Annotated in this window: 27 protein-coding genes; 21 read left to right on the forward strand and 6 right to left on the reverse strand. The window is 49.8% G+C overall.

What is annotated here, in order from left to right:
* The first annotated feature begins 45 nt into the window (after positions 1-45).
* Positions 46-927 carry a hypothetical protein gene (locus AC5SV9_RS08675; protein ID WP_475148119.1) on the forward strand — a complete coding sequence of 294 codons (882 nt, stop codon included), beginning with the start codon at positions 46-48 and terminating at the stop codon, positions 925-927.
* On the opposite strand, the gene AC5SV9_RS08680 is transcribed toward AC5SV9_RS08675, so the two are convergent.
* Positions 917-2,596, reverse strand: coding sequence for a methyl-accepting chemotaxis protein (locus AC5SV9_RS08680; protein ID WP_475148121.1), 1,680 nt, complete (start codon positions 2,594-2,596; stop codon positions 917-919). The two genes, AC5SV9_RS08675 and AC5SV9_RS08680, sit on opposite strands and share 11 nt — an antisense overlap.
* A gap of 199 nt (positions 2,597-2,795) precedes the next feature.
* Between AC5SV9_RS08680 and AC5SV9_RS08685 the strand changes: the two genes are divergently transcribed.
* From AC5SV9_RS08685 to AC5SV9_RS08730, 10 genes are all read left to right on the forward strand, one after another.
* Positions 2,796-4,700, forward strand: coding sequence for an alpha-amylase family glycosyl hydrolase (locus AC5SV9_RS08685; RefSeq protein ID WP_475148124.1), 1,905 nt, complete (start codon positions 2,796-2,798; stop codon positions 4,698-4,700).
* Between the two features lie 3 nt (positions 4,701-4,703).
* A complete protein-coding gene (locus AC5SV9_RS08690) occupies positions 4,704-7,112 on the forward strand; it encodes a glycoside hydrolase family 31 protein (RefSeq protein WP_475148126.1) in 2,409 nt (802 codons plus the stop codon).
* 291 nt (positions 7,113-7,403) lie between these two features.
* Positions 7,404-8,630, forward strand: a complete 1,227-nt coding sequence (locus AC5SV9_RS08695; RefSeq protein ID WP_475148129.1) for a threonine/serine exporter family protein — start codon at positions 7,404-7,406, stop codon at positions 8,628-8,630.
* Between the two features lie 79 nt (positions 8,631-8,709).
* Positions 8,710-9,144: a YybH family protein gene (locus AC5SV9_RS08700; protein WP_475148132.1), complete on the forward strand. Its 435-nt coding sequence runs from the start codon at positions 8,710-8,712 to the stop codon at positions 9,142-9,144.
* Positions 9,145-9,154: 10 nt separating this feature from the next.
* Positions 9,155-9,499, forward strand: coding sequence for a YciI family protein (locus AC5SV9_RS08705; RefSeq protein WP_475148135.1), 345 nt, complete (start codon positions 9,155-9,157; stop codon positions 9,497-9,499).
* Between the two features lie 15 nt (positions 9,500-9,514).
* Positions 9,515-10,759 carry an RNA polymerase sigma factor gene (locus AC5SV9_RS08710; protein ID WP_475148138.1) on the forward strand — a complete coding sequence of 415 codons (1,245 nt, stop codon included), beginning with the start codon at positions 9,515-9,517 and terminating at the stop codon, positions 10,757-10,759.
* Positions 10,760-10,882: 123 nt separating this feature from the next.
* Positions 10,883-12,910 (forward strand): glycoside hydrolase family 97 protein, encoded by a 2,028-nt coding sequence (locus AC5SV9_RS08715; protein WP_475148140.1) that lies wholly within the window; start codon positions 10,883-10,885, stop codon positions 12,908-12,910.
* The gene (locus AC5SV9_RS08720) at positions 12,910-14,793 is read left to right on the forward strand and encodes a glycoside hydrolase family 13 protein (RefSeq protein WP_475148141.1); all 1,884 of its coding nucleotides are present in this window, start codon (positions 12,910-12,912) and stop codon (positions 14,791-14,793) included. The genes AC5SV9_RS08715 and AC5SV9_RS08720 overlap by 1 nt, the downstream gene beginning before the upstream one ends.
* A 440-nt stretch (positions 14,794-15,233) precedes the next feature.
* Entirely contained in the window at positions 15,234-15,659 is a 426-nt protein-coding gene (locus tag AC5SV9_RS08725; RefSeq protein WP_475148143.1) for a hypothetical protein, read from the forward strand.
* Positions 15,660-15,841: 182 nt separating this feature from the next.
* A complete protein-coding gene (locus AC5SV9_RS08730) occupies positions 15,842-17,554 on the forward strand; it encodes a DUF262 domain-containing protein (RefSeq protein ID WP_475148145.1) in 1,713 nt (570 codons plus the stop codon).
* A gap of 161 nt (positions 17,555-17,715) precedes the next feature.
* Here AC5SV9_RS08730 and AC5SV9_RS08735 read toward each other — a convergent pair whose 3' ends face one another.
* Both AC5SV9_RS08735 and AC5SV9_RS08740 read right to left on the reverse strand, forming a co-directional pair.
* On the reverse strand, positions 17,716-17,940 hold the full coding sequence (locus AC5SV9_RS08735; RefSeq protein ID WP_475148148.1) for a hypothetical protein: 225 nt from the start codon (positions 17,938-17,940) through the stop codon (positions 17,716-17,718).
* A 91-nt stretch (positions 17,941-18,031) separates the two neighbouring features.
* A complete protein-coding gene (locus tag AC5SV9_RS08740) occupies positions 18,032-18,583 on the reverse strand; it encodes a TetR/AcrR family transcriptional regulator (protein WP_475148150.1) in 552 nt (183 codons plus the stop codon).
* A gap of 93 nt (positions 18,584-18,676) precedes the next feature.
* Here AC5SV9_RS08740 and AC5SV9_RS08745 point away from each other — a divergent pair, with 93 nt between their 5' ends.
* The 3 genes from AC5SV9_RS08745 (at position 18,677) to AC5SV9_RS08755 (ending at position 20,183) form a co-directional block, all read left to right on the forward strand.
* Positions 18,677-19,129 carry an HPP family protein gene (locus AC5SV9_RS08745; RefSeq protein ID WP_475148151.1) on the forward strand — a complete coding sequence of 151 codons (453 nt, stop codon included), beginning with the start codon at positions 18,677-18,679 and terminating at the stop codon, positions 19,127-19,129.
* Between the two features lie 162 nt (positions 19,130-19,291).
* Positions 19,292-19,711, forward strand: a complete 420-nt coding sequence (locus AC5SV9_RS08750; RefSeq protein WP_475148152.1) for a MarR family winged helix-turn-helix transcriptional regulator — start codon at positions 19,292-19,294, stop codon at positions 19,709-19,711.
* Between the two features lie 61 nt (positions 19,712-19,772).
* Positions 19,773-20,183 (forward strand): GFA family protein, encoded by a 411-nt coding sequence (locus AC5SV9_RS08755; protein WP_475148155.1) that lies wholly within the window; start codon positions 19,773-19,775, stop codon positions 20,181-20,183.
* 27 nt (positions 20,184-20,210) lie between these two features.
* Here the strand turns inward: AC5SV9_RS08755 and AC5SV9_RS08760 are convergent, their stop codons facing one another.
* Entirely contained in the window at positions 20,211-21,161 is a 951-nt protein-coding gene (locus AC5SV9_RS08760) for a zinc-binding dehydrogenase (protein WP_475148156.1), read from the reverse strand.
* A 113-nt stretch (positions 21,162-21,274) separates the two neighbouring features.
* On the opposite strand from AC5SV9_RS08760, the gene AC5SV9_RS08765 reads away from it, so the two are divergent.
* From AC5SV9_RS08765 to AC5SV9_RS08790, 6 genes are all read left to right on the forward strand, one after another.
* Positions 21,275-21,616 carry a winged helix-turn-helix transcriptional regulator gene (locus AC5SV9_RS08765; RefSeq protein WP_475148159.1) on the forward strand — a complete coding sequence of 114 codons (342 nt, stop codon included), beginning with the start codon at positions 21,275-21,277 and terminating at the stop codon, positions 21,614-21,616.
* Between the two features lie 60 nt (positions 21,617-21,676).
* Positions 21,677-22,078, forward strand: coding sequence for a DUF5655 domain-containing protein (locus tag AC5SV9_RS08770; protein WP_475148160.1), 402 nt, complete (start codon positions 21,677-21,679; stop codon positions 22,076-22,078).
* Between the two features lie 49 nt (positions 22,079-22,127).
* The gene (locus AC5SV9_RS08775; RefSeq protein ID WP_495473536.1) at positions 22,128-23,150 is read left to right on the forward strand and encodes a GlxA family transcriptional regulator; all 1,023 of its coding nucleotides are present in this window, start codon (positions 22,128-22,130) and stop codon (positions 23,148-23,150) included.
* A 20-nt stretch (positions 23,151-23,170) separates the two neighbouring features.
* Positions 23,171-23,482, forward strand: coding sequence for a cupin domain-containing protein (locus AC5SV9_RS08780; protein ID WP_475148164.1), 312 nt, complete (start codon positions 23,171-23,173; stop codon positions 23,480-23,482).
* 47 nt (positions 23,483-23,529) lie between these two features.
* Positions 23,530-24,129: a class I SAM-dependent methyltransferase gene (locus tag AC5SV9_RS08785; RefSeq protein ID WP_475148165.1), complete on the forward strand. Its 600-nt coding sequence runs from the start codon at positions 23,530-23,532 to the stop codon at positions 24,127-24,129.
* A gap of 68 nt (positions 24,130-24,197) precedes the next feature.
* Positions 24,198-24,407, forward strand: coding sequence for a DUF4287 domain-containing protein (locus AC5SV9_RS08790; RefSeq protein WP_475148166.1), 210 nt, complete (start codon positions 24,198-24,200; stop codon positions 24,405-24,407).
* A 24-nt stretch (positions 24,408-24,431) separates the two neighbouring features.
* Here AC5SV9_RS08790 and AC5SV9_RS08795 read toward each other — a convergent pair whose 3' ends face one another.
* Together AC5SV9_RS08795 and AC5SV9_RS08800 are read right to left on the reverse strand one after the other, a co-directional pair.
* Positions 24,432-24,749 (reverse strand): ArsR/SmtB family transcription factor, encoded by a 318-nt coding sequence (locus tag AC5SV9_RS08795; RefSeq protein ID WP_475148168.1) that lies wholly within the window; start codon positions 24,747-24,749, stop codon positions 24,432-24,434.
* Positions 24,746-25,192, reverse strand: coding sequence for an SRPBCC domain-containing protein (locus AC5SV9_RS08800; protein ID WP_475148169.1), 447 nt, complete (start codon positions 25,190-25,192; stop codon positions 24,746-24,748). Before AC5SV9_RS08800 ends, AC5SV9_RS08795 begins: the two co-directional genes overlap by 4 nt.
* A gap of 242 nt (positions 25,193-25,434) precedes the next feature.
* On the opposite strand from AC5SV9_RS08800, the gene AC5SV9_RS08805 reads away from it, so the two are divergent.
* On the forward strand, positions 25,435-25,806 hold the full coding sequence (locus tag AC5SV9_RS08805; RefSeq protein ID WP_475148171.1) for a VOC family protein: 372 nt from the start codon (positions 25,435-25,437) through the stop codon (positions 25,804-25,806).
* Positions 25,807-25,849: the final 43 nt, after the last annotated feature.

Consider the following 25,849-nt stretch of genomic DNA (forward strand, 5'->3'; position numbering starts at 1 on the left):
CTCTTGCGTCTGACTGTCTAAGCCACACAACTGATGGAGGCCAGTATGAAATACATCCGCCAGCTCAGCCCCGCACGGCGCCTGCTTGTGGTCTCGCTGGCAGTTTTAGCCATGGCTGTGGCGCTGTACAGTGGCATTTTGCAGCAGCGGGTGGTTAACCCCGCACTGGCGCCGCTGGATGACAAAGCTCATTCGGTACTGCAGCACAGCCTGCTGCTAAGCAGCGCCTCTTTCGCTACCGCCCGGCTGATTGACCGCGGCATTGCTTTTGTGTCAGAAGCTGAAGTCGGTGTCGGGGTTGCCAGTGTTAAACCGGGCCAGTTACTTAAACCGTTGCAGGATATGGCCGTGCGCTATTCCGATTTAATGGTTATCGCGATGACATCTATCGGTTTACAGCTGTTCTTGCTTGAATTTGCCAAGCTGGCGGCGTTGCCCCTGTTTGGCAGTGGCATTTTGGTATCTACTCTGCTGGTATTAGTGGGGCCTGCCAGCTGGCGGGCCAGCAGTATCTACTTGCTACGTATTTTTATCGCTGTGCTGCTGGTGATCCGTATCGGCGTACCATTGGCGGCTTTTGGCGTGTCTGAGTTGTCAGACTGGGTGCTGGAGCCTCAGCGCATTGCGGCAGAAGCGGCATTAACCGGTGAAACGGCTGCGCTGCAGCGGGTTGAACAACCCCTTACCAATGCCAACGATGGTTCGCTCAGCTGGCTGCGGCAAATGGCCGCCAAAGCCAATGATATGTTCTCAGCCATGAAAAGCTTTTCTGACACCATGGTTGAAAAGCTTATTCAGCTAATAGTGGTGTACAGCCTGCAGACGCTGGTATTTCCGCTGTTGTCGCTGTGGCTGCTGTGGCACCTCGGCCGCTGGTTTGTGCGCAGGCCATTGCCACAGCCGTCACTGCAAACTGCTACACCTTAAAGCGTTGTACCAGAGCACTCAGGCGTCGCTCCAGCTCGGTCAGCTCACCGGTTGAACTGGCCAGCTGTGAGGCATTATTCGCCGCCTGATCGGCAAGTTGAGCAATTTCATGAATACTGCGGCTGATATCACCCGCTACCGCGGTTTGCTCTTCAGCAGCAGTTGCAATCTGGATATTCATCTGGGTAATGGTGCTGACCGATTTGGTAATGGTTTGCAGCGACTCACGGGCCTGATCAGCCTGCGCCACGGTCTGGATAGACTGTTCACGGCCGCGCTGCATTACCTGCACGGCATCTTTGGTACCCTGCTGAAAAAGGTTGATCATCTGCTGAATTTCATTAGTGCTTTGTTGGGTGCGGGTCGCCAGTGTGCGGACCTCATCAGCCACTACTGCAAAACCGCGGCCCTGCTCGCCGGCGCGGGCGGCTTCAATGGCAGCATTTAAGGCCAGTAAGTTGGTTTGTTCGGCAATACCACGGATCACGTTAACAACAGAACCTATCTGGTCAGCATTGGCACCGAGCTTTTCAATCGCATCGCCGGCGGTATTGACCTCTTCGGCCAGTTTATTAATCGAACTAATGGTCTGGGCCACACTTTGCTGCCCGCCGACGGCCTCTTTATCGGCATCCTGTGCCGCACTGGCCGCCAAACCAGCGCTACTGGCCACTTCCTGTACCGCAGTAGACATTTCATATACCGCTGCGGCCACTTGAGTGGTTTCTGCCTTTTGTGTACCCGCATCCTGATCGGTCAGGCTGACAATTTGCTGCATAGTTGACGCGCTGTGGCTAAGTGCTGTGACAGCCTGCTTAACCTCACTGACCAGCTGCTGAATTTTCTGCGCAAACTCATTAAAACCGCGCGCCACTTCGCCAACCTCATCAGCTGTTTCAATCTGCAAGCGCTGCGTCAAATCACCTTCGCCCTGGCCGATATCAATCAGCGCAGCCGAGGCTTTTTGTAATGGTTTCACCACCATATTGGCGACAAACAGCGCCAGTAGCACCACCAGTACCAACAGCACTATGGCGCCGCCAATAATCATCAGTAAGGTATCGCGGATCCGTTCGCTGATTTGCTCTTCTTTGCCGGCAACACGGCGGTCGATATCGTCGATATAAAAGCCGGAACCGATAATCCAGCGGTTATTATTCATTGCGGCTGCATAGCCGAGTTTGGGTGTCAGGCCGCCGCGGGTCTTTTCATCCCACATGTAAGTGACAAAGCCGCCGCCTTTTTTACCCGCCGCTATCAGCTCACGAATTAAAAACACGCCGTTTGGGTCTTTCAGATCGATCAGGTTGCGCCCTTCCAATGCCTGATTAGAGCCATGCACTATGTTTACGCCATCCAGATCATAAACAAACATATAGCCATCATCACTGAACTTCATCGCCCGGATCACCGCTTTAGCGGCTTCCAGCTGGGTAGCATCCAGTGCATTGCCCGTCATATAAGGCGCCACCGCACTGACTGCTATTGCGACATGGTGCTCCAGCGCATCCTGTTTCTCCTGCATCATGTCAGCACGAAACTGAGTTACCTCCTGCTCTCCCATCGCGCGCATCTGGCTGTAGATCAATAACATCAGCAACAACACTACGGTTGCCATTGGCAACACCGCCAGCAGCAGCATTTTATTTTTCAGTGAGAAATTGAACATAGACAGGCTCCGCATCTTTGCGATAACAACTTGATTCTGTTACATCATAGTGCAGGCAGGCAGAAAAGGAAGCGCCCTACGACTATAGTGTATAGCGCGTAAATTCAGACTGCTGCATACGTATGCAGCATAGAAATGCATGTCAGCTGTAATACACTCAGCAGCAAATCTATTAAAACTACAACACAGGGTAGAATCTATGCGTAAGAGCGCCACCATACTGTTGCTGAGTGTCGCAGGCAGCCTGCTGCTGTCATGCAGCAAAGCACCGGAGCCCGCCATGTCGACAAAAACCGAACCGGTAGCAGCAAAGCCTGCCGCTGAACGTCCGGCAACTGAACATAAAGTTGTGGTGTATCAGGTATTCACCCGCTTATTTGGCAACACTAACAGTAACAATCAGCCCTGGGGCACATTAGCGCAAAATGGCGTGGGTAAATTTTCTGACTTTACGCCCCAGGCGCTGGACGCAATAAAAGCCCTGGGCGTCAGCCATATCTGGTATACCGGCGTACCTCACCACGCACTGGTTAACGATTACAGCGCTTATGGCATCAGTAATGACGACCCGGACGTTATCAAAGGCCGCGCCGGCTCGCCTTATGCGGTCAAAGACTATTACAATGTTAACCCTGATCTCGCTACCAACCCGGCCAACCGGCTGGCTGAATTTGAACAGCTTGTCGCCCGTACCCATCAACACGGCATGAAAGTGCTGATAGACATAGTGCCGAACCATGTCGCCCGGGCGTATCAATCGTTGTCTAACCCTGAAGGCACTACTGATTTTGGTGCCAATGACGATACCACCGTCGAGTATGCCCGCGATAATAACTTTTATTACGTGCCTGGCCAGGCGTTTAACGTGCCGGCCTTCCCGGACAGTTACAAGGTACTGGGCGGTGAAGCGCATCCGTTAGCCGACGGAAAGTTTGCCGAGTATCCGGCAAAATGGACAGGTAACGGCTCACGCGCAGCCCAGCCAGCCTTTGACGACTGGTATGAAACCGTAAAAATCAATTACGGCGTAAAACCAGACGGCAGCTATGATTTTGACAGCTTACCCGCAGACTATGCCGAAAAAGACTGGCAGGCGCATTTTCAGTTCTGGCAAGGCAAAACCGTGCCGGACTCCTGGCGCAAGTTTCGCGATATTACGCAGTACTGGCTGGCCAAAGGTGTCGACGGTTTTCGTTATGATATGGCCGAGATGGTGCCGGTGGAGTTCTGGAGCTACTTAAACTCGCATATCAAACAAACCAACCCGCAGGCGTTCTTGCTGGCCGAGGTGTATCAGCCGCATTTGTACCGCGACTACATTAAACTTGGCAAAATGGATTACCTGTACGACAAAGTTGAGTTTTACGACAGCCTGAAACTTGTTATGCAGGGCAAGGGCCCAACCTCGGCACTGGTTGAAACGCAGCAGCGCATGGCTGATATTGAACACCATATGCTGCACTTTTTAGAAAACCACGACGAGCAGCGTATCGCCGCGCCGGAGTTCGCTGGCGATGCCAGAAAAGGCCTGCCAGCGATGGTCGTGTCGGCAACGATCAGTACCTCGCCTACGATGTTGTACTTTGGTCAGCATGTTGGCGAACCGGCAGCAGCAGACGCCGGTTTTGGTAATGCCAGCCGTACCACCATTTTTGATTACTGGGGCGTGCCGCAACATCAGAAATGGATGAATGGCGGCAAATTTGATGGCGCGGCCCTGAGCGAAGATGATAAAGCCCTGCATGCTTACTATCAGAGGCTGCTCAGCTTTACCGCTAAGGCGCCGGCGCTGATGGGACAATACGCCGAGCTGCACAGCGCCAACCTGGCCGCAAATAGCGGTTACAGCGAACAGCAGCTGGCCTTCGCCCGCTGGAGCGATGAGCAAAAACTGGTGGTTGTCAGCCACTTTAACGCCGACGCTGCAGTGAGTTTTAACCTGACGCTGCCGGCCGACCTGATTAAGCGCTGGCAGTTAAGCGATGGTCAGTACAGCCTGACCGACGCCCTGAGCAACAACCAATATTCATTAACGGTAAGCAATGGTACAGGCAGTATAGCGCTGGAGCTTGCGCCTTTAGCCTCTGTGATCCTGGAGCTATAAACCATGCGCTTATTAATCGTTATATTTGCTTTTTTGTCAGCACCTGCGCTGCTGGCCGCACAGTACCAACAGCATGATCTGCAGGGCAGCACACTCAATATTAAAACCGACGAGGGTGCCGTCACGCTAACGTTCTACCAGGACGATGTGGTAGAAGCCTTTTATCAGGCAAAAGGTGTCAAACAACTGCCATCATTCTCAGTCAGCCAGAACCCGGCTGATATTGCGCTACGGCTACAGGAAACTGCCGGTAAGCTGATACTAAGCAGTGCCGGCTTAACCGTGAACATTGAAAAATCACCGCTGAAGCTTAGCTACTACCGTAGCGGCAAGCTGTTGCTCGCCGAAGAGCAGGGTTATGTGCAAAACGCTGACAGCCAGCAGCATGGCTTTCGTTTCGCGTTAACGCCGGGCGAAAAACTGCTGGGCGGCGGTGAACGCGTACTGGGTATGGATCGGCGCGGGCAGAAATTTCCGCTATATAACAAAGCGCATTATGGCTACAGCACTGAATCCAGCCAGATGTATTTCAGCCTGCCACTGCTGCTATCGAGCAATAAATACATGCTGCTGTTTGATAACAGCGCTAAAGGCGAAGCGGATTTAGGCGCTACAGACAAAAACGTACTGCAATTTAGTGCCGAAGGTGGCCGCAGCAGTTATGTCGTCGTCGCCGGCGACAGTTACCCGCAGCTGGTCAGTAACTATACCGCCTTAACCGGCCGCCAGCCGCTGCCTGCGCGCTGGACACTGGGCAACTATGCGTCGCGCTTTGGCTACCACAGCGAGGCAGAAGCCCGTGCCGTGGTGCAAAAATTCCGTGATGCCAAACTGCCGCTGGATGCGATAGTGCTGGATTTATACTGGTTCGGCCCGGATATTCAGGGCCATATGGGTAACCTGGACTGGGATCGCAAAGCCTTCCCTCACCCGGAGCAAATGCTGGCCGATTTCAGCGCTGACGGCATTAACACCATATTAGTCACCGAGCCTTTTGTGCTGACCACGTCAAAACGCTGGCAACAGGCAGTAGCGGCCGGCGCTATAGCCAAAGGACTTGACGGCGAGCCTAAAACCTTTGATTTTTACTTTGGCAATACCGGCCTGATTGACGTCTTTAGCGAGCAGGGCCAAAACTGGTTCTGGCAGATTTATCAGGGCCTGACTGAGCAAGGCGTGGCCGGTGTCTGGGGTGATTTAGGCGAGCCGGAAGTACACCCGGAAGATACTGTACATGCCATCGGTATGGCTAACGAAGTACACAATGCGTTTGGCCATCAATGGGCCGACATGGTCTACAGCGGCATGCAGCAGTATTTCCCGGCCAAACGGCCTTTTATTATGATGCGCGCCGGTGCCCCTGGCAGCCAGCGCTTTGGCATGGTGCCCTGGACCGGCGACGTTGACCGCAGCTGGGGTGGGTTAAAACCCCAGGTCGAGCTGGCGCTGACTATGGGCCTATCCGGCTTTGGCTATATTCACTCCGACTTAGGCGGCTTTGCCGGCGGTGAAGTATTCGATAAAGAGCTGTATATCCGCTGGCTGCAATACGGTGTATTCCAGCCGGTATTCCGCCCGCACGCGCAGGAGCATATTGCACCTGAGCTGGTGTTCCATGACAAGGATACCATCGACACACTGCGGCCCTGGCTGAATTTGCGTTATCAGTTACTGCCGTATAACTACACGCTGGCCTATCAGAACAGTGTCAGCGGTACGCCACTGATGCGGCCGCTGTTCTTTTATGATGAAACCAATACCGCTCTGCTCGATGAAAAAAACAGCTACTTCTGGGGTGATGCCTTCTTAGTGGCGCCGGTAACCGAACCCGGCGTAACAAGCTGGCCGGTGCAACTGCCGGGCGGTGTCTGGTTTGATTACTTCAGTGCCAAGCGCTACGAGGGCACAGCTAAAGTTGAAGTGCCGGTAACATTAAACACTATACCGGTATTGGTTAAAGCCGGCAGCTTTGTGCCAATGACGAAGCCGGTGCAAAGCACGCGTGACTACAGCAGTGAACAGCTTACCCTACACTATTACGCTGATAGCAGTATCGACTGCGCTAAAGGCGAGATGTATGAGGATGATGGCAAAACACCGGAGGCCATTGCCAAAGGCGAGTTTGAGCGGCTGAATTTCTATTACCTCAATGATAACGGCACGCAGAAGTTTGAGCTGCGCCGCAGCGGCGACTATAACGGCAAACCTCAAAACCGCGAGGTTACGCTGGTCGTGCATAACCAGCGGGCAAAGCCGTCGCACATCAGTGTCGATGGCCGTTATATTCAGCTGGTGCCGCAACCGGCACGCTTTGCCCGGTTAGAAAATGTGGCGTACTACGACAAAGCCAGCAGGCAGCTGAGTATTAAAGTTGACTGGCAAGCGGATTTGACCCAACTAGCGATTCGCTGACAACCGGATACATCCGGTCGGTTGAGAAAAAGACTGACCGGTTTGCTTACACCGACACGCCGTAAATACATCCCTGTAGGCTCGTTTATGAACTTCTTTCCCGAAGTTCCCCCTCTGGGCCAGCGGAGCTGTTCAAATTCGTTCCCGACGAATTTGTACGCCCGTCCAGGGCTTCAACGGTCGGTTTAAAGCAAATCGATCAGCCTTGGCGATAGTAATGTTGCTTTGCATATATCTGATTTAGTTTTTCCTTTACAATGACCGGGTTAACAACCCCGATGGACGCGCTAAGTGCTAAATGCCGACTTTACCCAGAAACGTAAATTTATCGTCAAAATCGGCAAGATGCTGCATAAGTACGGCACACCGGCATACCGGCTTGAAGCCCACCTGGCCGAGCTGACCAGCCACCTTGGTCTGAAAGGCTCTTATATTATTTCGCCTACGTCGATGACCTTTGTGCTGTGGACCGAAGGCCACGAGCAGGAATATACCCATGCCGCACGCGTTAACCCGGGCGATCTGGATCTTGGCGCCTTATCACGCACTGACGAACTGGCCGATCAGGTGCTGCAGGGTAAAGTCAGCCTGAACGAAGCCGATGCGCTGCTCGATGCAATAGATGCCCGCCCTAACCCTTATGGCAAAGGCGCTACGGCGCTGGCAATGATGATGTCCGGTGGTGCTTTCGCTATGTTAATGGCCACCAGCTGGAATGATGTCTTGTGGTCGTCTTTACTGTCGTTGCTGGTATACGGCTTTATGCTGTGGGCCGCGCGCTCGGCGCGTATTGCCAATATGCTTGAGCCTTTAGTAGCACTGGCCGCTGCACTGGCTGCCTGCGCCATCAGCCGTTATATCGACCCCGGCGTCAATATCCGCTTAGTGGTGCTGTCGGCGATTATTCCGTTTATTCCCGGCCTGGCATTAACATTGGGCTTTGCCGAACTGGCGGCACGGCATTTGGTATCGGGCAATGCCCGCATTATGGATGCACTGATGCTGCTGTTTAAGCTGTATTTTGGCGCATTCCTGGGTATAGCGCTGGGCTTTCGCCTGTTTGGCACGGTCGATTTTATCCAGCCTGCGCCGATACCACACAGCTTTGCCTGGCTGGCAATTGGCATTTTAGGTATCTCGCTGATTATTCTGTTTAAAAGCCGGCCTAAATATACACTGTGGTCACTGGCGTCGGGCTTTATTGCCTATGCCGTCAGTATTACCGGCGCTGCTATGTTCGACTATACACTGGGCGCTTTTCTCGGTGCCTTTGCGGTCGGCATCTACAGCAACCTGTTTACCCGGCTGGCGAAAGCACCGGCGGTCATCGTGGCGATGCACGGCCTTATCGTACTGGTACCGGGCAGTAAAACCTATATCGGCTTAAACTCACTGATTTCCGGCCAGGACTTTGTCGTATCCGACGGCATTGGTCAGCAAACCTTTTTAATCTTTATGTCACTGATTGCCGGGCTTATTTTCGCAAACGTTGCACTGCCACCGAAAAAAAGCCTGTAAATAATTTCACCGCCCTGTCGAACCGGAAACACCTGTTGCGACCAGTTATACCTTGGATGGTAATAACAGGAGCAACAAAATGAATCAGGTAAAACAGGCACAACAGATCAGCGATTTGCTAAATAGCTGGCTACGCGCGGTAAGAGCCAAAGATGTCGCGGCTATTACCAGTATCTACCATAACGACATTGTCGCCTTCGATGCCATTGGCCAGCTGCAATTTAAAGGCCTTGCTGACTACCGGGCACACTGGCAGCGTTGTATGGAGTTTTGCAGCGGCGAGTCTTTTTTTGAAATGCACCAGCTGCAAATACAAGCTGCAGAACAGCTGGCATTTACCCACTTTTTAACCCACTGCGGTGGCACCAATGAAAAAGGCGAGCTGCAAAAATGCTGGATGCGTGCCACCCAGTGCTGGCAACATGGCAGTAATGGTTGGCAAGTGGTACACGAGCATTACTCGATGCCATTTGACATGCAAACCGGTGCTATTCTGTCAGACCTAACCCCATAAGGAGCACAGCATGAAATACCTTTGTCTGGTGTACAGTGACGAAAACACGCTGCATTGCCTGCCCGACAGCCCGCACGACAGCGAATGTCAGGCGTATGCGGAAAAAGTGCATAACAGTGGCCGCATGCTGGCGGCAGAAGCCCTGCAACCGGTCAGCACTGCCACCACCATCAGGGTGCGCAGCGGTAAAGTCAGTATTACTGATGGCCCCTTTGCTGAAACTAAAGAACAGCTGGCTGGCTTTTATCTGGTAGACGCCCATGACTTAAATGAGGCAATACAAATAGCCAGCGGTATACCAGCCGCACGGGTTGGCTCGGTCGAAGTGCGGCCGGTACGCCAGCTCGACGTCTGAACAGGCCGCAGAGAAATGCCGGTTAATCCCGCTCAGGGCAGCCAGGTTCGCGCTCAGCTAAGTGCCATGTACCAGCGTGAATCACGCAAGGTACTGGCAACACTGATTAGGCTGTTGGGCGATTTTGAGCTGGCAGAAGAAGCGCTGCACGAGGCTTTTCATGCGGCGCTACAACAGTGGCCTGTCGAGGGCTTGCCAGCAAACCCGGTGGCCTGGCTGATATCAGCCGGGCGCTTTAAAGCCATAGATCAGCTGCGTAAAACATCGCGCTTAACCCACTTACCCGATGAGTTGCTGGCGCAGCTGAACACAGCAGATGCAGCCGAACCCGAGGTGATTGCCGACGATCAACTACGGCTGATCTTTACCTGTTGTCACCCAAGTTTGGCCACCGAGGCCCAGCTGGCACTAACACTGCGTGAAGTTTGCGGCCTGACCACTGAGCAAATCGCCAGCGCTTTTTTAACCAGCACGCCGACAGTGGCGCAGCGCATCGTACGGGCTAAAGGTAAAATCCGCGATGCCCGTATTCCGTATCAAGTACCGCCAGCGGCCGAATTACCGCAACGGCTGGATGCGGTATTGCAGGTCATTTATCTGCTGTTTAATGAGGGCTATTCGGCATCGATGGGCACAGCGCTGCTGGATATCAGCTTAAGTGACGAAGCCATCCGGCTTGGCCGCTTAATGCTAGAACTGCTGCCAGACGCCGAAACCGCTGGCTTACTGGCACTGATGTTACTGCAACATGCCCGCCGCCACGCCCGGGTATCTGCCGACGGCGAGTTAGTATTATTACCACAACAGGATCGCAGCCTGTGGCAACAGGATGAAATACGCGAAGGCGGCGAACTGGTGCAATGGGCACTGCGCACCCGCCGCATTGGCCCCTATACACTGCAGGCAGCAATAGCCGCATTACACAGCGAAGCAGCAAGTAGCACGACCACCGACTGGCAGGAGATTTGCGGCCTGTACCATTTGCTGTTGCAGGCCGATCCATCGCCGGTTATTGCCCTGAATCGTGCGGTAGCCATTGCCATGCGCGACGGCCCGGCAGCCGGTCTGGTTTTGATTAACCAGCTGGAGCAACAAGGTGAGCTTAGCCAGTACCATCTGCTGTACGCCGCCAAGGCTGACCTGCTGCGCCAGCTTGGCCACAATGAAGAGGCATTATATGCCTATCAGCAAGCACTACAGCTGTGCAAACAAGCGCCGGAGCAGCGCTTTTTGCAGCGGCAAATTACCGCCTTGACCTGACAACAGCGCTAACCCCACTGGTCAGGGCAGTGGCTGAATACGTATGCAGTGTCGGCTTTTGTCTTGCTGCAAACTGGTGCAATGCTCTAGGGTAAAAGCTTTGTCACTGTACCGGAAATGCTTATGCGCCTGTCTGTAACCCGCTGCCTGCTGGCAGCCCTGCTCACACCCTGTTCACTGCTGGCGGCCAGCCTTAGTGTTACTTCACCCGATGGCAATATTGAGCTGACGCTGGATGACAGCAGCCTGACCTATCAGGTGCAGTTTCATAATCAGCAGGTTATTGCACCCTCAGCGCTGGGCTTTCGTTTTCTGCAGTTACCGGCGCTGACTAAAGGTTATAAAATTACCGAACACAGCCGCAATAGCGTTAACCAAAACTGGCAGCAGCCGTGGGGCGAGCGCGAAACAGTTGTAGATCAACATAACGAACTGGTGGTGACGTTAAAACACCCACAGCGTCAGCAGCCTTTTACGCTGCGCTTTAAACTGTTTAACGACGGCCTAGGTTTTCGTTACGAGGTGCCCAATCAGGGTATTGATAAGCTGGATATTATCGACGAGTTGACCGAATTTCGTATCGATGACAGCAAGCAGACTACCGCCTGGTGGATCCCGGGCAGGGGCTGGAACCGCTATGAAATGCTGTACCGCACTACAGCGCTGAACGAGGTAGACCGTGCCCACACGCCTTTTACCTTTAAACTGCCAAGCGGCGTGCATCTGAGCATCCATGAAGCGGCACTGGTTGATTTTGCAGGCATGGTGCTCGATCAGCAGCGCGACGGCGTATTAAAAAGCGATTTAACGCCCTGGTCAGACGGCATCCGGGTAAAAACCAATGGCAGCTTTACCACGCCATGGCGCACCATTCAGATAGCAGATAATGCCGTTGGCCTGTTAAATTCTGATCTGATTTTAAACCTGAACGAGCCGAATAAACTCGGCGATGTGTCCTGGGTAAAACCGGGTAAATATGCCGGTATCTGGTGGGGTATGCACCTGGAAACACAAAGCTGGGGCAGCGGGCCCAAGCACGGTGCCACTACAGCTAACACTAAAGCGTATATTGATTTTGCCGCCAAAAACGGCTTTGACGGTGTGTTAGTAGAAGGCTGGAACCAGGGCTGGGACGGTGAATGGTTTTTAAACGGTGCTGTGTTTAACTTCACTACGCCCTACCCCGACTTTGATTTAGCCGCCATTACTGCCTATGGCAAAGCAAAAGGCGTGAAACTGATTGGCCACCATGAAACCTCGGGCCATACCAGCAACTACGAAGCGCAAATGGCCGACGCTTATGATTTATACGCCAAACACGGCGTCAGCCAGATTAAAACCGGTTATGTCGCCGATGGCGGCCAGGCTACCCACATCGATGAAAACGGTATAGAGCGTAAAGAGTGGCATGACGGCCAGTTAATGGTAAACCATTATTTGTATTCGGTGACCGAAGCGGCGAAACGCCAAATCAGCATTAATACCCACGAACCGATTAAAGACACTGGCCTGCGCCGTACTTACCCGAACTGGATCAGCCGCGAAGGCGCCCGTGGCCAGGAGTACAACGCCTGGGGCTCACCACCAAACCCGCCGGAGCACACCGCTATGCTGCCGTTTACCCGTATGCTGTCCGGCCCGATGGACTTCACCCCCGGCATTTTTAACCTGGCCTATAAAGGATTAGATGCGGAAAACCGCGTGCAAACTACGTTAGCCAAGCAGTTAGCGTTGTATGTGGTGCTGTATAGCCCGATCCAGATGGTGGCCGATTTACCCGAGCACTACGAGGCTCACCCTAAAGCTTTTCAGTTTATTAAAGACGTGCCAACCGACTGGGCACAAAGTAAAGCCCGACAGGGCGAAGTAGGTGATTATGTTGTGTTTGCCCGCCAGGATAAACACAGCGCTGACTGGTACTTAGGCGCGCTGACCGACGAGCAAGCGCGCACAGTAACAGTAAAACTGGACTTCTTACCGGCCGGTGAACGCTTTACGGCGCAAATTTATCGCGATGGCAAAGACGCCGACTGGCGCACCAAGCCGTACGAGATGATCATCGAGCAGAAAAGCGTAACCGCAACCGACAGTTTAACCTTGCCACTGGCCACCAGTGGCGGCGCCGCCATCCGCTTTAAGGCAGAAAATTAATGTACAACAAAAAGTTACTGTCAAAAAACATGCTAGCAGCGGCAGTGTTAAGCTGTGGCCTTAACGCGCAGGCAGCACCGGCTTTTCAAATCGAACGCTTAGAACCAGCTAACTGGTGGGCCGGTATGCAGCACCCAGAGCTGCAACTGATGCTGTACGGTAAAGATATTGCCAAACTCACCCCGGCACTTAACTACGATGGCGTAACCCTAACCGGGGTAGAACGCACCAATAACCCGAACTATCTGTTTGTAAACCTGGAGCTGGCGGCCAACGTTAAGCCTGGTGATATCGCGTTGCAGTTTAGCCACAACGGCGAAACAGTACTTAGCCATAATTACCCGCTGCTTAAGCGGCACGAAGCCTCCGCCGGCCGGCAAGGTTTCAGCGCTGCCGATGTGATTTACCTGCTGGTGCCGGATCGCTTTGCCAACGGTAACCCGGCGAATGATAACCAGCCCGGCATGGCGGACAAGCTAAACCGTGCTGATGACAACGGCCGCCACGGTGGCGATTTAGCCGGTATGCAAAGTGCGCTGGGTTACATTGCCGATATGGGTTACACCACTATCTGGCCAACCCCGCTAACGGAAAATAACCAAAGCGCTTATTCGTACCACGGTTACGCCGCTACCGATCTGTACAACATCGATGCGCGCTTTGGCAGCAATAGCCAGTACCGCGATTTCGTCGCAGCAGCCAACGACAAAGGCATTAAGGTGATTCAGGATATTATTCTGAACCACATCGGTAACGAGCACTGGTGGCTGAAAGATGTACCAGACGAGAACTGGCTGAATAATCAAAGTTTTTTAAGCGGCAAGCCGTTTGTTGGCACCAACCATAGCCGCAGCACAGTGCAAGACCCTTACGCCAGTAAAATAGACAGTGCGCAGTTTACCGACGGCTGGTTTGTCGACACCATGCCCGATTTAAACCAGCGCCACCCGCTGCTGGCCACTTATCTTATTCAAAACAGCATTTGGTGGGTGGAATATGCCAACTTGTCCGGCATCCGTGAAGACACCTACAGCTATGCCGACAAGCAGTTTTTAAGCGAATGGGCGCGGCGACTTATGCTGGAGTACCCACAGTTTAATATTGTTGGCGAAGAGTGGAGCCCCAACCCGCTTATCGTGTCGTACTGGCAGGCGGGTAAGCAAAATAAAGACGGTTATGTGTCGCACACCCCGTCGATGCTGGATTTCCCGCTGTACGACGCCATGCTAAAAGCACTGACCATTGATGAAAGCTGGAACGGTGGCTGGATTGGCCTGTACGAAATGCTCAGTAACGATCATATCTATGCCAACCCGTTTAATCTGGTTACCTTTGAAGGCAACCACGACACAGCGCGTATTTTCTCTCTGCTGAATGAAGATATTAACCTGTACCGTATGGCTATCAGCTACCTGCTAACCATGCGTGGTATACCGCAGATGTTTTACGGCACCGAAATAGCCATGCAAAGCCCGAAGTTCCGCGATGACGGCAAAGTACGCGCTGATTTCCCCGGCGGCTGGGCTGGCGACAAGGTGAACGCCTTTACCGGTAAAGGCCTAAACAACACGCAGAAAAGCGCACAGCAACTAGTGAAAACCCTGCTGAACTGGCGCAAAACGGCCACAGCTATTCACAGCGGTAAGCTGATGCACTTCGCGCCCGATAACGGCACTTATACGTACTTTCGTTACAACGATAAGCAAACCGTGATGGTAGTAATGAACAAACAATCTGAGCCAGTAACGCTGGATTTAGTCCGCTTTAGCGAAGTGCTGCCGCAAGGTAAAACCGCTACTGATGTAATTAGCGGCAAAACGATCAAGCTGGACAACCAACTTACCGTACCAGCCCGCGGTACTTTGGTGCTGGATATACGTTAGTGTTAAATAGCCACAGTACCTACAAAAGTACTAAGCTGTTGAACGAAAAAGTGCAAGGCAGATCTTGCCCGACGATTAGAAAATAGCAAAAGGTGAAGACCAACAGCAGTATGATTAGCTTTAAAAACGCTATCAACACTAACCTCATCCAGCAACAGAAACCTGTAAATTATTTGTTCCCTAATTAAAAAAATTCAATTAGCATCTGTTGTATCAAAAATTAATCGAACCGCAGCATTCTAGAGCTGTTGATTAGTCATTGAGCAATGTGCTGGCTATTCACTCTAATCGTCAGTGTCGTTGGTTTAGTTACAGCTATCTATACATTTTTTTAAAAACGGCGTGAGCGTGAGGTTCTGCTTTTGCTCAGGTATAACAAAAAATACATCTAATACCAAAATCTAATGTGACACTTCTGTCAAATAATAAAAGGATATTGTGTGAAGAAAGTACTGATACCATTTTTACTTGTCTCTGCAGTGCTGGCTGGTTGTGCAACACAGCCTCCAAAAGCTAATAGTATAAAACTAGCTTCAAAAGACAGGCTGTACGATCAAAATTTATATGCTCCTAGCGAGACAAGGACGATCCCCGTAAAGATAACCCGAGATGCTGGATTACAAGGTTCTCTGGCAACTGTTTTTTTGAAAATTAATGGCAAGTATGTTGTTTGGTTAAATGATAGTGAAGAGATAACCATATATTTAGCCGAAGCGGGTTATGTATTTGAGCTCGTGCATTCATTATGCCCGAGTGAACAGCTTTGCAGCGTTCCCACAGATGTTACTATAAAAGATGGATTTAATAATAACTTCAGAATTCTTGTTGATGGTAGCTTTTCCTTGATTCGTTCCAAAACCGGATAATAATTAATGCCAACTTCATTTAACTGAAAAGTTCAATGAATACATCAGTTAAACTCACTAACTTATATATTATGAAAATTCATAAAACGCCATTACAGAAAAACAACAAACAGATAAATTATTATATTTTTCGAAATTCTGAAAACAATCTCTAAGTCATTGCTTAGGAGCGACAAAATAGTATGAAAATAGAAGCCAATGATAAAGAAATCCAAGACATTTTCTCTTTGGGCTACTTCCAAATCCCTAGATTTCAAAGACCCTATTCCTGGGGCAGAGAAGAAGTAGATAATTTTTGGAATGACATAATTGGAGATAAAACAGATAGTTACTTTATCGGTTCGATGGTTGTTTATCAAACAAGAAAGCCATATTTTGGGATTGTAGATGGGCAGCAACGACTAACAACCATTACCCTAGTCCTGTCTGTAATAAGAGACGCTTTCATAAAGCTAGGCGAGCTGAATTTAGCTAAAGGAATTCATAAGTTCATAGAAAAGCCGAATAACGATTTCATTAATGAGTTCGTCCTGAACGCAGAAACGTCTTTTCCGTATTTGCAAAATCATATTCAATCTTTTACTGACCCCGCACAGAGCATAAAACTGGACTGTGAAGTTGGAGTAGAGGAAGCAAATTTAAAGTATGCTTACGAAATATTATCAAAAAATTTAGAGAGCCTAATCCCAATATCAAACACTGGAATGATTCAATCTGAGTTATTTGCTCATGAAGATCCAATTCTTAAACTCAAGGATCTAAGGGATAAATTTTTATCTTTAAAGCTTGTGTTTATTCAACTTGATAATGAAGATGATGCTTATTTAATTTTTGAAACACTTAATGCGAGGGGCAGAGATCTTCAAACATCTGATTTAGTTAAAAATCTGATTCTAAAAACGATTAAAAATACTCATTCAACTCTCGACAGCCCTAAAGAAGCTTGGAATAGGCTTGTAAAGAAATTCGATGACATCACCGAGTACAGTGTTATAGATACTTATTTGTTGCACTATTGGATTTCTAAACATGAGTACAGCACAGATAAAAAGTTGTTCTCATTAATAAAAGAGTACATTTCTAAAGATCATGGCAATGCAAAATCATTATTGCAGGATCTGAGTAATTCTGCAGAGAGTTACTGCAAAATGCTTAGCCCAGACTCTTCAAGCTGGACAAAAGAACAGTTTGAGATCAAGACTTCTCTTGGAGCTTTGAATAGCTTCAAAGTTAAACAGCAATCATCTTTTGTACTTTCACTACTTGTTAGTTATTCGCAAGGACGCTTAACCTTAAAGCAAATTAAATTGATGATTAAAAAAATTGAGCATTTTCATTTTGCTTTCAATGCAATAACACAGCAAAGGTCCTCTGGCAGCATTGCAACCATGTATTCTCAGCACGCCATTCAGTTATCAAAAGCAAATACAAATGATGAAACGCAAAAGGTCTTGTCTAGTTTGTCCCGGAAGCTTGAGTCTAGAATGCCTTCATATGAAGAGTTCGAAGTAAAATTTCTTGAGCTGAATTTCCTTTCAAATAAAACAAAGTCCAAAAATATAATTAAATATGCTTTATGCAAGCTACTAGGGAGTAAGTCAAATGGGCTTGAAATCAATCATTCTAACTTGACAATAGAGCATTTAATTCCTGAGTCCTACACCAGAAAAGGAGTGGATTCTGAACTAATTGGGAATATTGGGAATCTAGTTTTGACAGACTCCAATACCAATGGTCACTTACTGAAAGATAGAGAACCAATCGATAAGTTAATATTACTCAAAAATAGCGGCTACCCGCTCGAATCAAACTTTTTGAATCAGTCAACTTGGGAGGAATTAGATGTATTAAAAAGAGCGAGACTGATTTCACAGTCCGTCTATCACCAAACATAAGAGATTTTCCTTGAAAACGGTGAGTTAAACATATCTTGCGTAAAAGCGTTGCATCGACAGAGTCGATGCTCAGAAAGTTTGTGACGGTACCCCAGATGCCAAACCGGATTTAGTAATAAAATCCTAAACTATTTAGCCACATATCACGAAAGGGGTCGTAGCTAATTAACGTTGAACAAGCTAAGCCACTGCTGCACATCAGCTGAACTAAAGTTACCAATTAAACGGTAGACGTTATTGCCATTGCCCACGATCATAAAAATGGTGTTATCCGCAGCACCTTTATTCACCCGCACATAGCCTGTCATATTGCCATTGGTAAACTGCATAAGCTGGGTTTCTGCTTCAATGCCAAACACCTGCAACAATGCTTGCTGTTTAGTCATCAAGTTCGATCTGTCTCGGCAGAATGACTTGCCTGAACTTGTCAAAATGCTGTTGTAATTTCTGGCTTTGCAAAGTTTCCGGCTGAAGAGATCAGCACTTATTGGCGCTGAGGATCTCAATACAGCGTGCTGTAACCGCTTTTCCATCTCCACCCAGGTGAGCGGTTACAATAGCACCTTCTTTCAACAAACAGATATGGTCCAGCATTGCATGGTTAGCGGCTGTTAAATGCTGGCTGATAAGTCGCCGGACCTGTTCTTTATGGAAATTACAGTAGCGAAATATCTCGCTATTCACACCGCTGAACTCTGCCGACGTATTAATAAAAAAACAGCCCCTGAAGTTGCCTAACATCTGCTCCTGGTTTTCAAACCAACTTGCCAGTGCTGTAAATAGGCGCTGAATAACCTCTGTGTCTGACAGGGCTCCAAGTAGCTTTTGTTCCAGCCATTCGGTAAAGGTGGTGTGTCGTTGCTGCAAAGCCGCAAGGACCAAGGCTTCTTTACTTTGGAAATGACTATACAAAGTGCGTTTTGCAACACCCGACACACTAAGAACTTCGTTAATCCCAATTGAATTAATGCCGTTTTTATAAAAAAGATCGAGCGCGGTATCAATAAGTAACTGCCGTTTTGGTTGCATAGCATTTCTCCTTTGCAGCATATTGACAAAAGTAGACCAATTTGTCTACCATTCGCAAGTAGACAAATCGGTCTACTCAATTCGGGATTGACTATGAACAGTATCGTTACGGCTATTTTGGCAGGTGTTGGGGCTTTTCTGGCCATAGGTTTGTTAAGTGTTATCGACTCTGCGCTGGGTAATATTGTGCTGATAATGGCACCGTTCGGAGCAACAGCTGTGCTGGTGTTTGGCGTGCCACAAAGCCCTTTAGCTCAGCCCAAAAATGTCATACTAGGCCATTTAATTACGGCTTTTGTCGGCGTGTTTTTTAGTCAATGTATCGGTGTGTCGACACTGACATTAGCGCTGGCAACTGGTATAGCAGTAAGCGCAATGCTTATAACCAAAACAACACATCCACCGGCAGGAGCCAACCCTTTACTGATCATGCTGTCCGGGCAGAGCTGGGGTTTTTTGATTACTCCAGTATTACTGGGCGCGGTTTTTATCGTGCTTATCGGTAAGAGTATGCAGCTGGCACTAAGAACATGGGCGAAAAGTTAATTGCCTGGCAAAACAAGTAGATTTAGCCACAAAAACCGGCACTTTTCAGCCCTTTACCTGACCATTATTTAACCAACCCTGGATGATGTTTGATTAATACTTGAACACTCAACTAGATTGCTACATACTTGTGCAGTCAAATATCACACAAGAGAATTTATTATGTCAGACTATATCGCAGAAAATCTGGTTATCGATTTGATGAACCTGCAAAGCATTATTCAGAAAAAAGTCGGGGGTGCGCTTTCTATGCATGGCTTGGGTTTATCGGATTACTTTGTGCTGAACCAATTGTATTTAGCACCGGCTCAGAAAATGCGCCGCAGTGAACTGGCCGAGCGTGTCGGGTTAAGCCCGTCTGGTATTACCCGCTTGCTTAATCCGCTGGAAAAAATTGGTCTGGTAGAGAAAGAGGCCAATGCCCGTGACGCCAGAGTGAGTTTGGTCACGCTTTCAGCATCAGGCAAACAAGTGTACGAGGAAGCTAAAACGGCGTTCTCAGAAGCAGCAAACAACTTATTCACCGCCCTTGATGCCGCCAAGCAGGATAACTTATCTAGCTTGATCAAGCCGTTGCTGTAAGTCTTTCCTATTAGGTAGCAGCCACGGCAGTATACAGTTCATTTTATGCTAAGGGGACATTATGACAACACAGCACCAGGGATCCTGCTTATGTCAGGCGGTTAAATTTAGCCTTAGTGGCGAGTTTTCATCGTTCTTTTTATGCTATTGCAGCCGTTGCCAAAAAGATACCGGCTCAGCCCATGCGGCTAACTTATTTGCGCCTGAAGCAACACTTAACTGGCTGCAAGGGGAAACCAGTGTTACCAGTTACCAGCACGCCAATACACGCCATAGCAAAAGCTTCTGCAAGCATTGTGGTTCGGCGCTGCCGACAGTAGCGGCCAGTATTGGCTGTGTGGTCGTTCCTGCCGGCTGCCTTGATAGCGAAGTCACCATAGCGCCAACGGCCAAGATTTTTGTTAAAAGCTGCGCCAGCTGGGCCAAAAATCTTAACGCCGTACCCAGCTATGAGGGTTTGCCTGGTAAATAATCCAACCGGAATAATGCGAGTTGCCTGCTAGTCTACCGAAATAGCTATCTTACCTTTGCGGCTCCCGGCCTCGATAAGATCATGCGCTGCCACTATTTCCGTTAGCTTCATCACCCGCTCAACGATAGGCTTAATGCCGCCTGCATCGACTGCCTTGGCGATGTCAGTCAGTCGCTTGGCCGATTGGGTGGTAAAAACAAAGTGGATCTCGGCATTAGCTAACCAGCCCGCCATCAGGTTTTGCGGTACTGACATATCAACTATCGATACTACCCTTCCCGCTGCAGCCAGCAGTGACAGACTGTTTTCTATGGTTTTTTGGCCGACGGTATCCAACACAATATCAAAGCCAGCGCTATAGTCGCGCTTAAGTTCTTCATACAATGTCTCGCGGCGATAATCGTAACAAACATCAGCGCCGAGCATTTCCACAAAGCCAGCGTTATCTGCACTGGCGGTAGTGACAACGTGTGCGCCAAAAAACTTAGCTATCTGAATGGCATATACACCGACACCACCGGCGCCGCCATGAATAAGTACAGTGTCGCCTTTTTTCAGCCGGCCCCGCTCGACCAGGCATTCCCATGCAGTACCAGAGGCCAGCGGTAAAGTTGCCGCCTGCTCAAAAGAAATGCTTGCAGGCCTTTTTGCCACTATCGACGCTTTCTCGACATGATGTGTTGCATAGCTGCCTTCATTTTCAAGTAGTCGGGGCACATAAAACACTTCATCACCCACTTTCAGGCCTGATACGCCAGCGCCGACTTGTTCAATAATGCCGGCACAATCAACGCCCAGCCTTGCCGGTAAGGCGACAATACTTTTGTAATCTCCCCTTCTGGTTTGTATATCAACAGGGTTCACCGACGCCGCTTTTACCCTTACCAGCACTTCATCATAGCCTGGGCTGGGCGTGGGCTGTTCAACCAGCTTCATGACATTTGAAGCACCAAATTGTTCGATCACTACAGCTTTCATTTTTCTCTCCAAAATTTGAATTCTGTGCAGTCTACCGCGAAAGTTCTCTTTGCATAAGTACGCACATTTTTGTAATGTAGTATCATTTTGTATACCACAAAGAGTGCTGATAAATGAACTATGACGAGCCCTTTGGCTGCTCAGTAACCACGACACTCAAAGTAATCGGTGGCAGGTGGAAACCGATTATCTTGTTTAATCTGTTAGAGAACGACAAATGCAGATTCAATGCCCTAAAACGCATGATTAATGGTATTACGCAGCGCATGTTGACCATGCAACTAAAAGAACTGGTCGATGACGGCGTTGTTGCACGGGAAGTGTATGAAGTTGTTCCGCCCCATGTTGAGTATTCGCTGACAGAATACGGCAAAACCTTAACTCCGCTACTGCTGCAGATGAGGGATTGGGGCGCATATCATGCCCAGCGCTCAGAAGCTGCGGCAGCAGATTAACGCTTTACGCTACACTGCTACGGCATAACAGTGAGCAGCGAGGTCAGCATGGAGACAGTAATGTGGCAATGCCCGCAATGTCAGCGTGAATTTTGCCGTAAAAACCAGCGCCATGTCTGTGGCACTGGTGATAGCGCAGATGTATTGCGCGGCAGGCCGCAAGCTGTGATTGATGTTTACCGGGCAATAGAAAACGTTATTGATAAGCTTGGCGACGTAGAAACCGTTGCCCGCGATCGCTATGTGTTGTTTCGCAGCCGCCGTATCTTTACCGATTTATCCATTATGAAAGACGCGGTGCGGGTGGCGATACATCTTGGCCGCAAAGTTGATAACCCGATGTTCATTAAAGTGGTTGATGACGGCAAGCAGGTAACGCACGTTGTGAAAATTACCCATCCCGCCGACGTTAGCCAGCTCATCCCGTTGTTCAAAGAAGCCTATACGTTTTCTTTAACCTGATTTGCCCAGCCACTAAGCGGCACCGGCAATGGCCGGAATTACGAATCAAATGTCCTTTCGGCCAGCATTAATTTTGTTACAGTGCAGCCTTGGTTATTCAGTCGGGCGCATTATGATAAACGTTGGCGTGTTAGTTTACCCCGAGATCCAGGCACTGGATCTTGCTGCGGCAGTGGATTGTTTTGGTCAGGTTAATCAAACCCTTATGGCAACCGGACGGCAGCCGTATTACCGGTTGTTTACCGTCGGGCAGACCACTGCAACCGTTAAAGCCGAGAACGGCTTACAACTGAGTGCCGAATATACGCTACAGGATTGCCCGGCGATTGATTATCTGGTGCTGCCCGGTGGCGCCGGTGCGCGCCCCTTAGCCGCCGATCCTGCTTTTATGGTCTGGCTACAACAACGTGCCAGCAGTGCACAAAAGCTGCTGTCTATTTGTACCGGCGCTTATCTGCTGGCGCATAGTGGTTTGCTCGACGGCAAGCCGCTTGCCACCCATTGGCGTTTTGCCAAAGATCTGCAACAGCGCTACCCCAAGGTACAGGTTAATGCGACTGAGCTGTATGTAATGGCGGATAAGTTCTACTCGTCAGGCGGTATGACAGCGGGCATTGATCTTTGTCTGGCAGTAATAGAGCAAGACTTGGGTGTAGCGATAGCGCAGGCAATCGCACAAGAGCTGGTCATGTACCTGCGCCGCAGCGGCAAGCAATCACAATATGCCAGCCCGCTGAAAATACAACACAGTGCCGAGCAGCGTTTTACCCGGCTGCAAAGCTGGTTGCTGGAGAACCTGGCGCAACCTATCAGCGTTGTCGATATGGCGGCCCAGACAGCACTAAGTGAACGTCAGTTCCGGCGGGTATTTCAAAGCCGCTTTGCGATGTCGCCAATGCAATACCTGCAGCAGCTGAGGCTGGATAAAGCCCGCAGCTTATTGCTGTGCGATGGCTATAGCCTAAAGCATATTAGCCAACAGGTTGGCGTTAACGACCCACGCAACCTTATCCGGATGTTTAATAAAGCCTTTGGTTGCACCCCGGGCGAATACCAGAAGCATTTTCGTTAATAGTTTGGAGTGCACAACCCATGCAAGTGATAAGAAGCAAAACCTTTACAGCGCCCAGGGCCTGGGGCTCTCAGCTTATCGCCAATATGCACGGCATTACCACTAAGCTGCACTGGACGAATCAGCCTTACCGCTGGCACGTTAACGACGGTGAAGAGGTGTTTGTCGTGCTCGATGGCATTGTCGATATGCATTACCGGCACAATGGTATTGAAACAACAGCCGAGCTTGGCGCGGGCGATATCTTTTTTGCCGCAGTCGGTACCGAGCATGTGGCCCATCCCCGTGGTGAAGCGCGCGTACTGGTGGTCGAACACGACGGTAGCGCGTAAACTGATGCCAACTTTTCCAGTACAGAACAGCTGAATACAGGGCTCCTATGCAACCAGAACAAACCGGCCTGGCCTATGATGAGATAACCCACTTATGGCAGCGTGACAGCTTTAACCGCAGCAATGGTATTGCCCAGCATCAGCGCGCGCTGGCCTTCGCTAAAAACCGTGGTAAAGCACTGGATGTTGGCTGCGGCTGCACTGGTCGTATTCTCGATTTGCTGCTAAGTGCAGGTTTTACCCCTGAAGGCGTCGATGTGTCAGCAAAGATGATCGCCCTGGCCCGGCAGCGCCAGCCAGAGCTGACCTTTCATCAGCAGGATATCTGCAAATGGGAAATCAGCGACAAATACGATTTTATCAGCGCCTGGGACAGCATCTGGCATGTGCCGCTGCAGCAACAAGCAGCCTTAATGCATAAACTGATTGCCAGCCTGAACAGCGGCGGAGTACTGATTTTCTCCTGCGGCGGCACTGAAGAGGCTGGCGAGCACAGCAATACCGCCATGGGCCCGGAAGTGTATTACGCCAGCCTGGGGATTAATGGTTTTACTGAACTGCTGCTAAACGCCGGCTGCACTATCCGACATCTTGAATACGATCAGTACCCTGAGCTGCATACCTATTTTATTGCACAAAAAAGTTAACCGCTGTCGAATAGGCCTATGCTTAACCGACTATGCTTTGCCGATAACCACATAACCGGAGCAACAACATGGCAACAGCGAACTCAGTAAAAGGCCCTGCCTCATATTTTCCATCGATAGAGAAAACCTATGGTCAGCCGGTTCAGCACTGGTTGGATTTGCTCAGTACGGTACAAGCCTTGCCGCATATGCAGCAGGTCGCATTTTTAAAAACTGAACATGGCCTTGGCCACGGCCATGCTAATGCACTGGTTGCCTACAATAAAGCACAGCATTAATGCCGTGCTTTATTCAGGCATAGCTTACTGCTCGGCAAACTGCTTTAATGCCTGTAAGCGTAGATCCCACTGTGCTTCCAGCGCGGCAATAAAATCGCGCCCTTGCTGCAGGGCTGCCGCATCTAACTGCACTTTTACTTCGCGCCCGGCCGGGTGCAGCTGTACTACATTTGCCGACACCAGTGCCTGAATTTGCTTACGCGCGCCCTGACGGCTAATGCCAAGATCTTTTGACAACTCGCCCATGCAAAGTGGCACACCGTTAGACAGCCGCTGCACGATCTGCAGCCGCACCGGGTCGCCCAGCGCTTTAAAAATCTGTACAACTGCTGTCTGACTCATTTTGTCTCCGTGCTGAAATATTGTTGCAGCCGCTGTAACATAAAATCCCAGCCTCTGCAGTTCTGGCCGTAGCTGACTTCTGCGATATCCATGGGTAAATCGGCAAAGCCGGTTTCGGTTAAGCTGACTTTGCAACCGCCGCCGGCAAGCTCTTCAATGCGAAACTCTACCAGAGTATTAGGCACAGTGCGTACATCCCCAACAAAATGATTACTGCCCGGCACCCAGCGGTAAGCAAAATAGCGATATGGTGTCATTGCTTCGATATAAATACTGCTTTGACCAAGCTCACCAAAGCTCATGATGGCCTGGCCACCTTCACGATACTCACCGCTGACCGCTTCGGGGAACCATTTCACCACCTGCTGAGCATCGGCGATGGCGTTATAAATGCGCTCGGCACTGGCATTAATGGTCAGTTCGCGCTGAATAACATTTTGCATACTGTGTTTTCCTTTCGTTGTTGATAATGATTGTGCGTTAACTAAAGCACAGCATCAGACAATATGCAACCATTTGGTTGCATATTGTCTGATGCATCTCACTGAACAACTGTGATGCCGGAGCTAAAGCAATATAGCTTTGCCTGTCTTTTCTGCTACAGCCAGCATCTTATGCTCAAAGCTCCATTGGCATAACAGGCCAGTGCCGTCTAAGCTGATAAAAAACTTTTGCCGGAGTGATCATGCAACTCGGAGCTTTCTCTGTCAGCCTGGCAGTAAAAGATATTGCCGCCTCGAAAGAGTTTTATGAAAAGCTGGGATTTAGTTACAAAGGCGGAGATGAAAGCCAGGGCTGGCTGGTTTTAAAAAATGGCACAACCGTAATCGGTTTGTTTCAGGACATGTTCGACAAAAACATTCTGACCTTTAACCCGGGTTGGGATAGCGATGCACAGCATCTGTCACAGTTTACCGATATCCGTGATATTCAGCGCCAGCTGCTGGCGCAGGGCGTGGTGCTGAAAAAATCTGTCGATTTAGATAGCAGCGGCCCGGAGCATATCATCCTGGAAGACCCGGACGGTAACCAGATTATGTTGGACCAGCACCGCTAATCCTGTGTTGGCACTGATTAGTGCTGCCACTATTCCTACAACA

Source organism: Rheinheimera sp. ATLC3 (assembly GCF_059429535.1).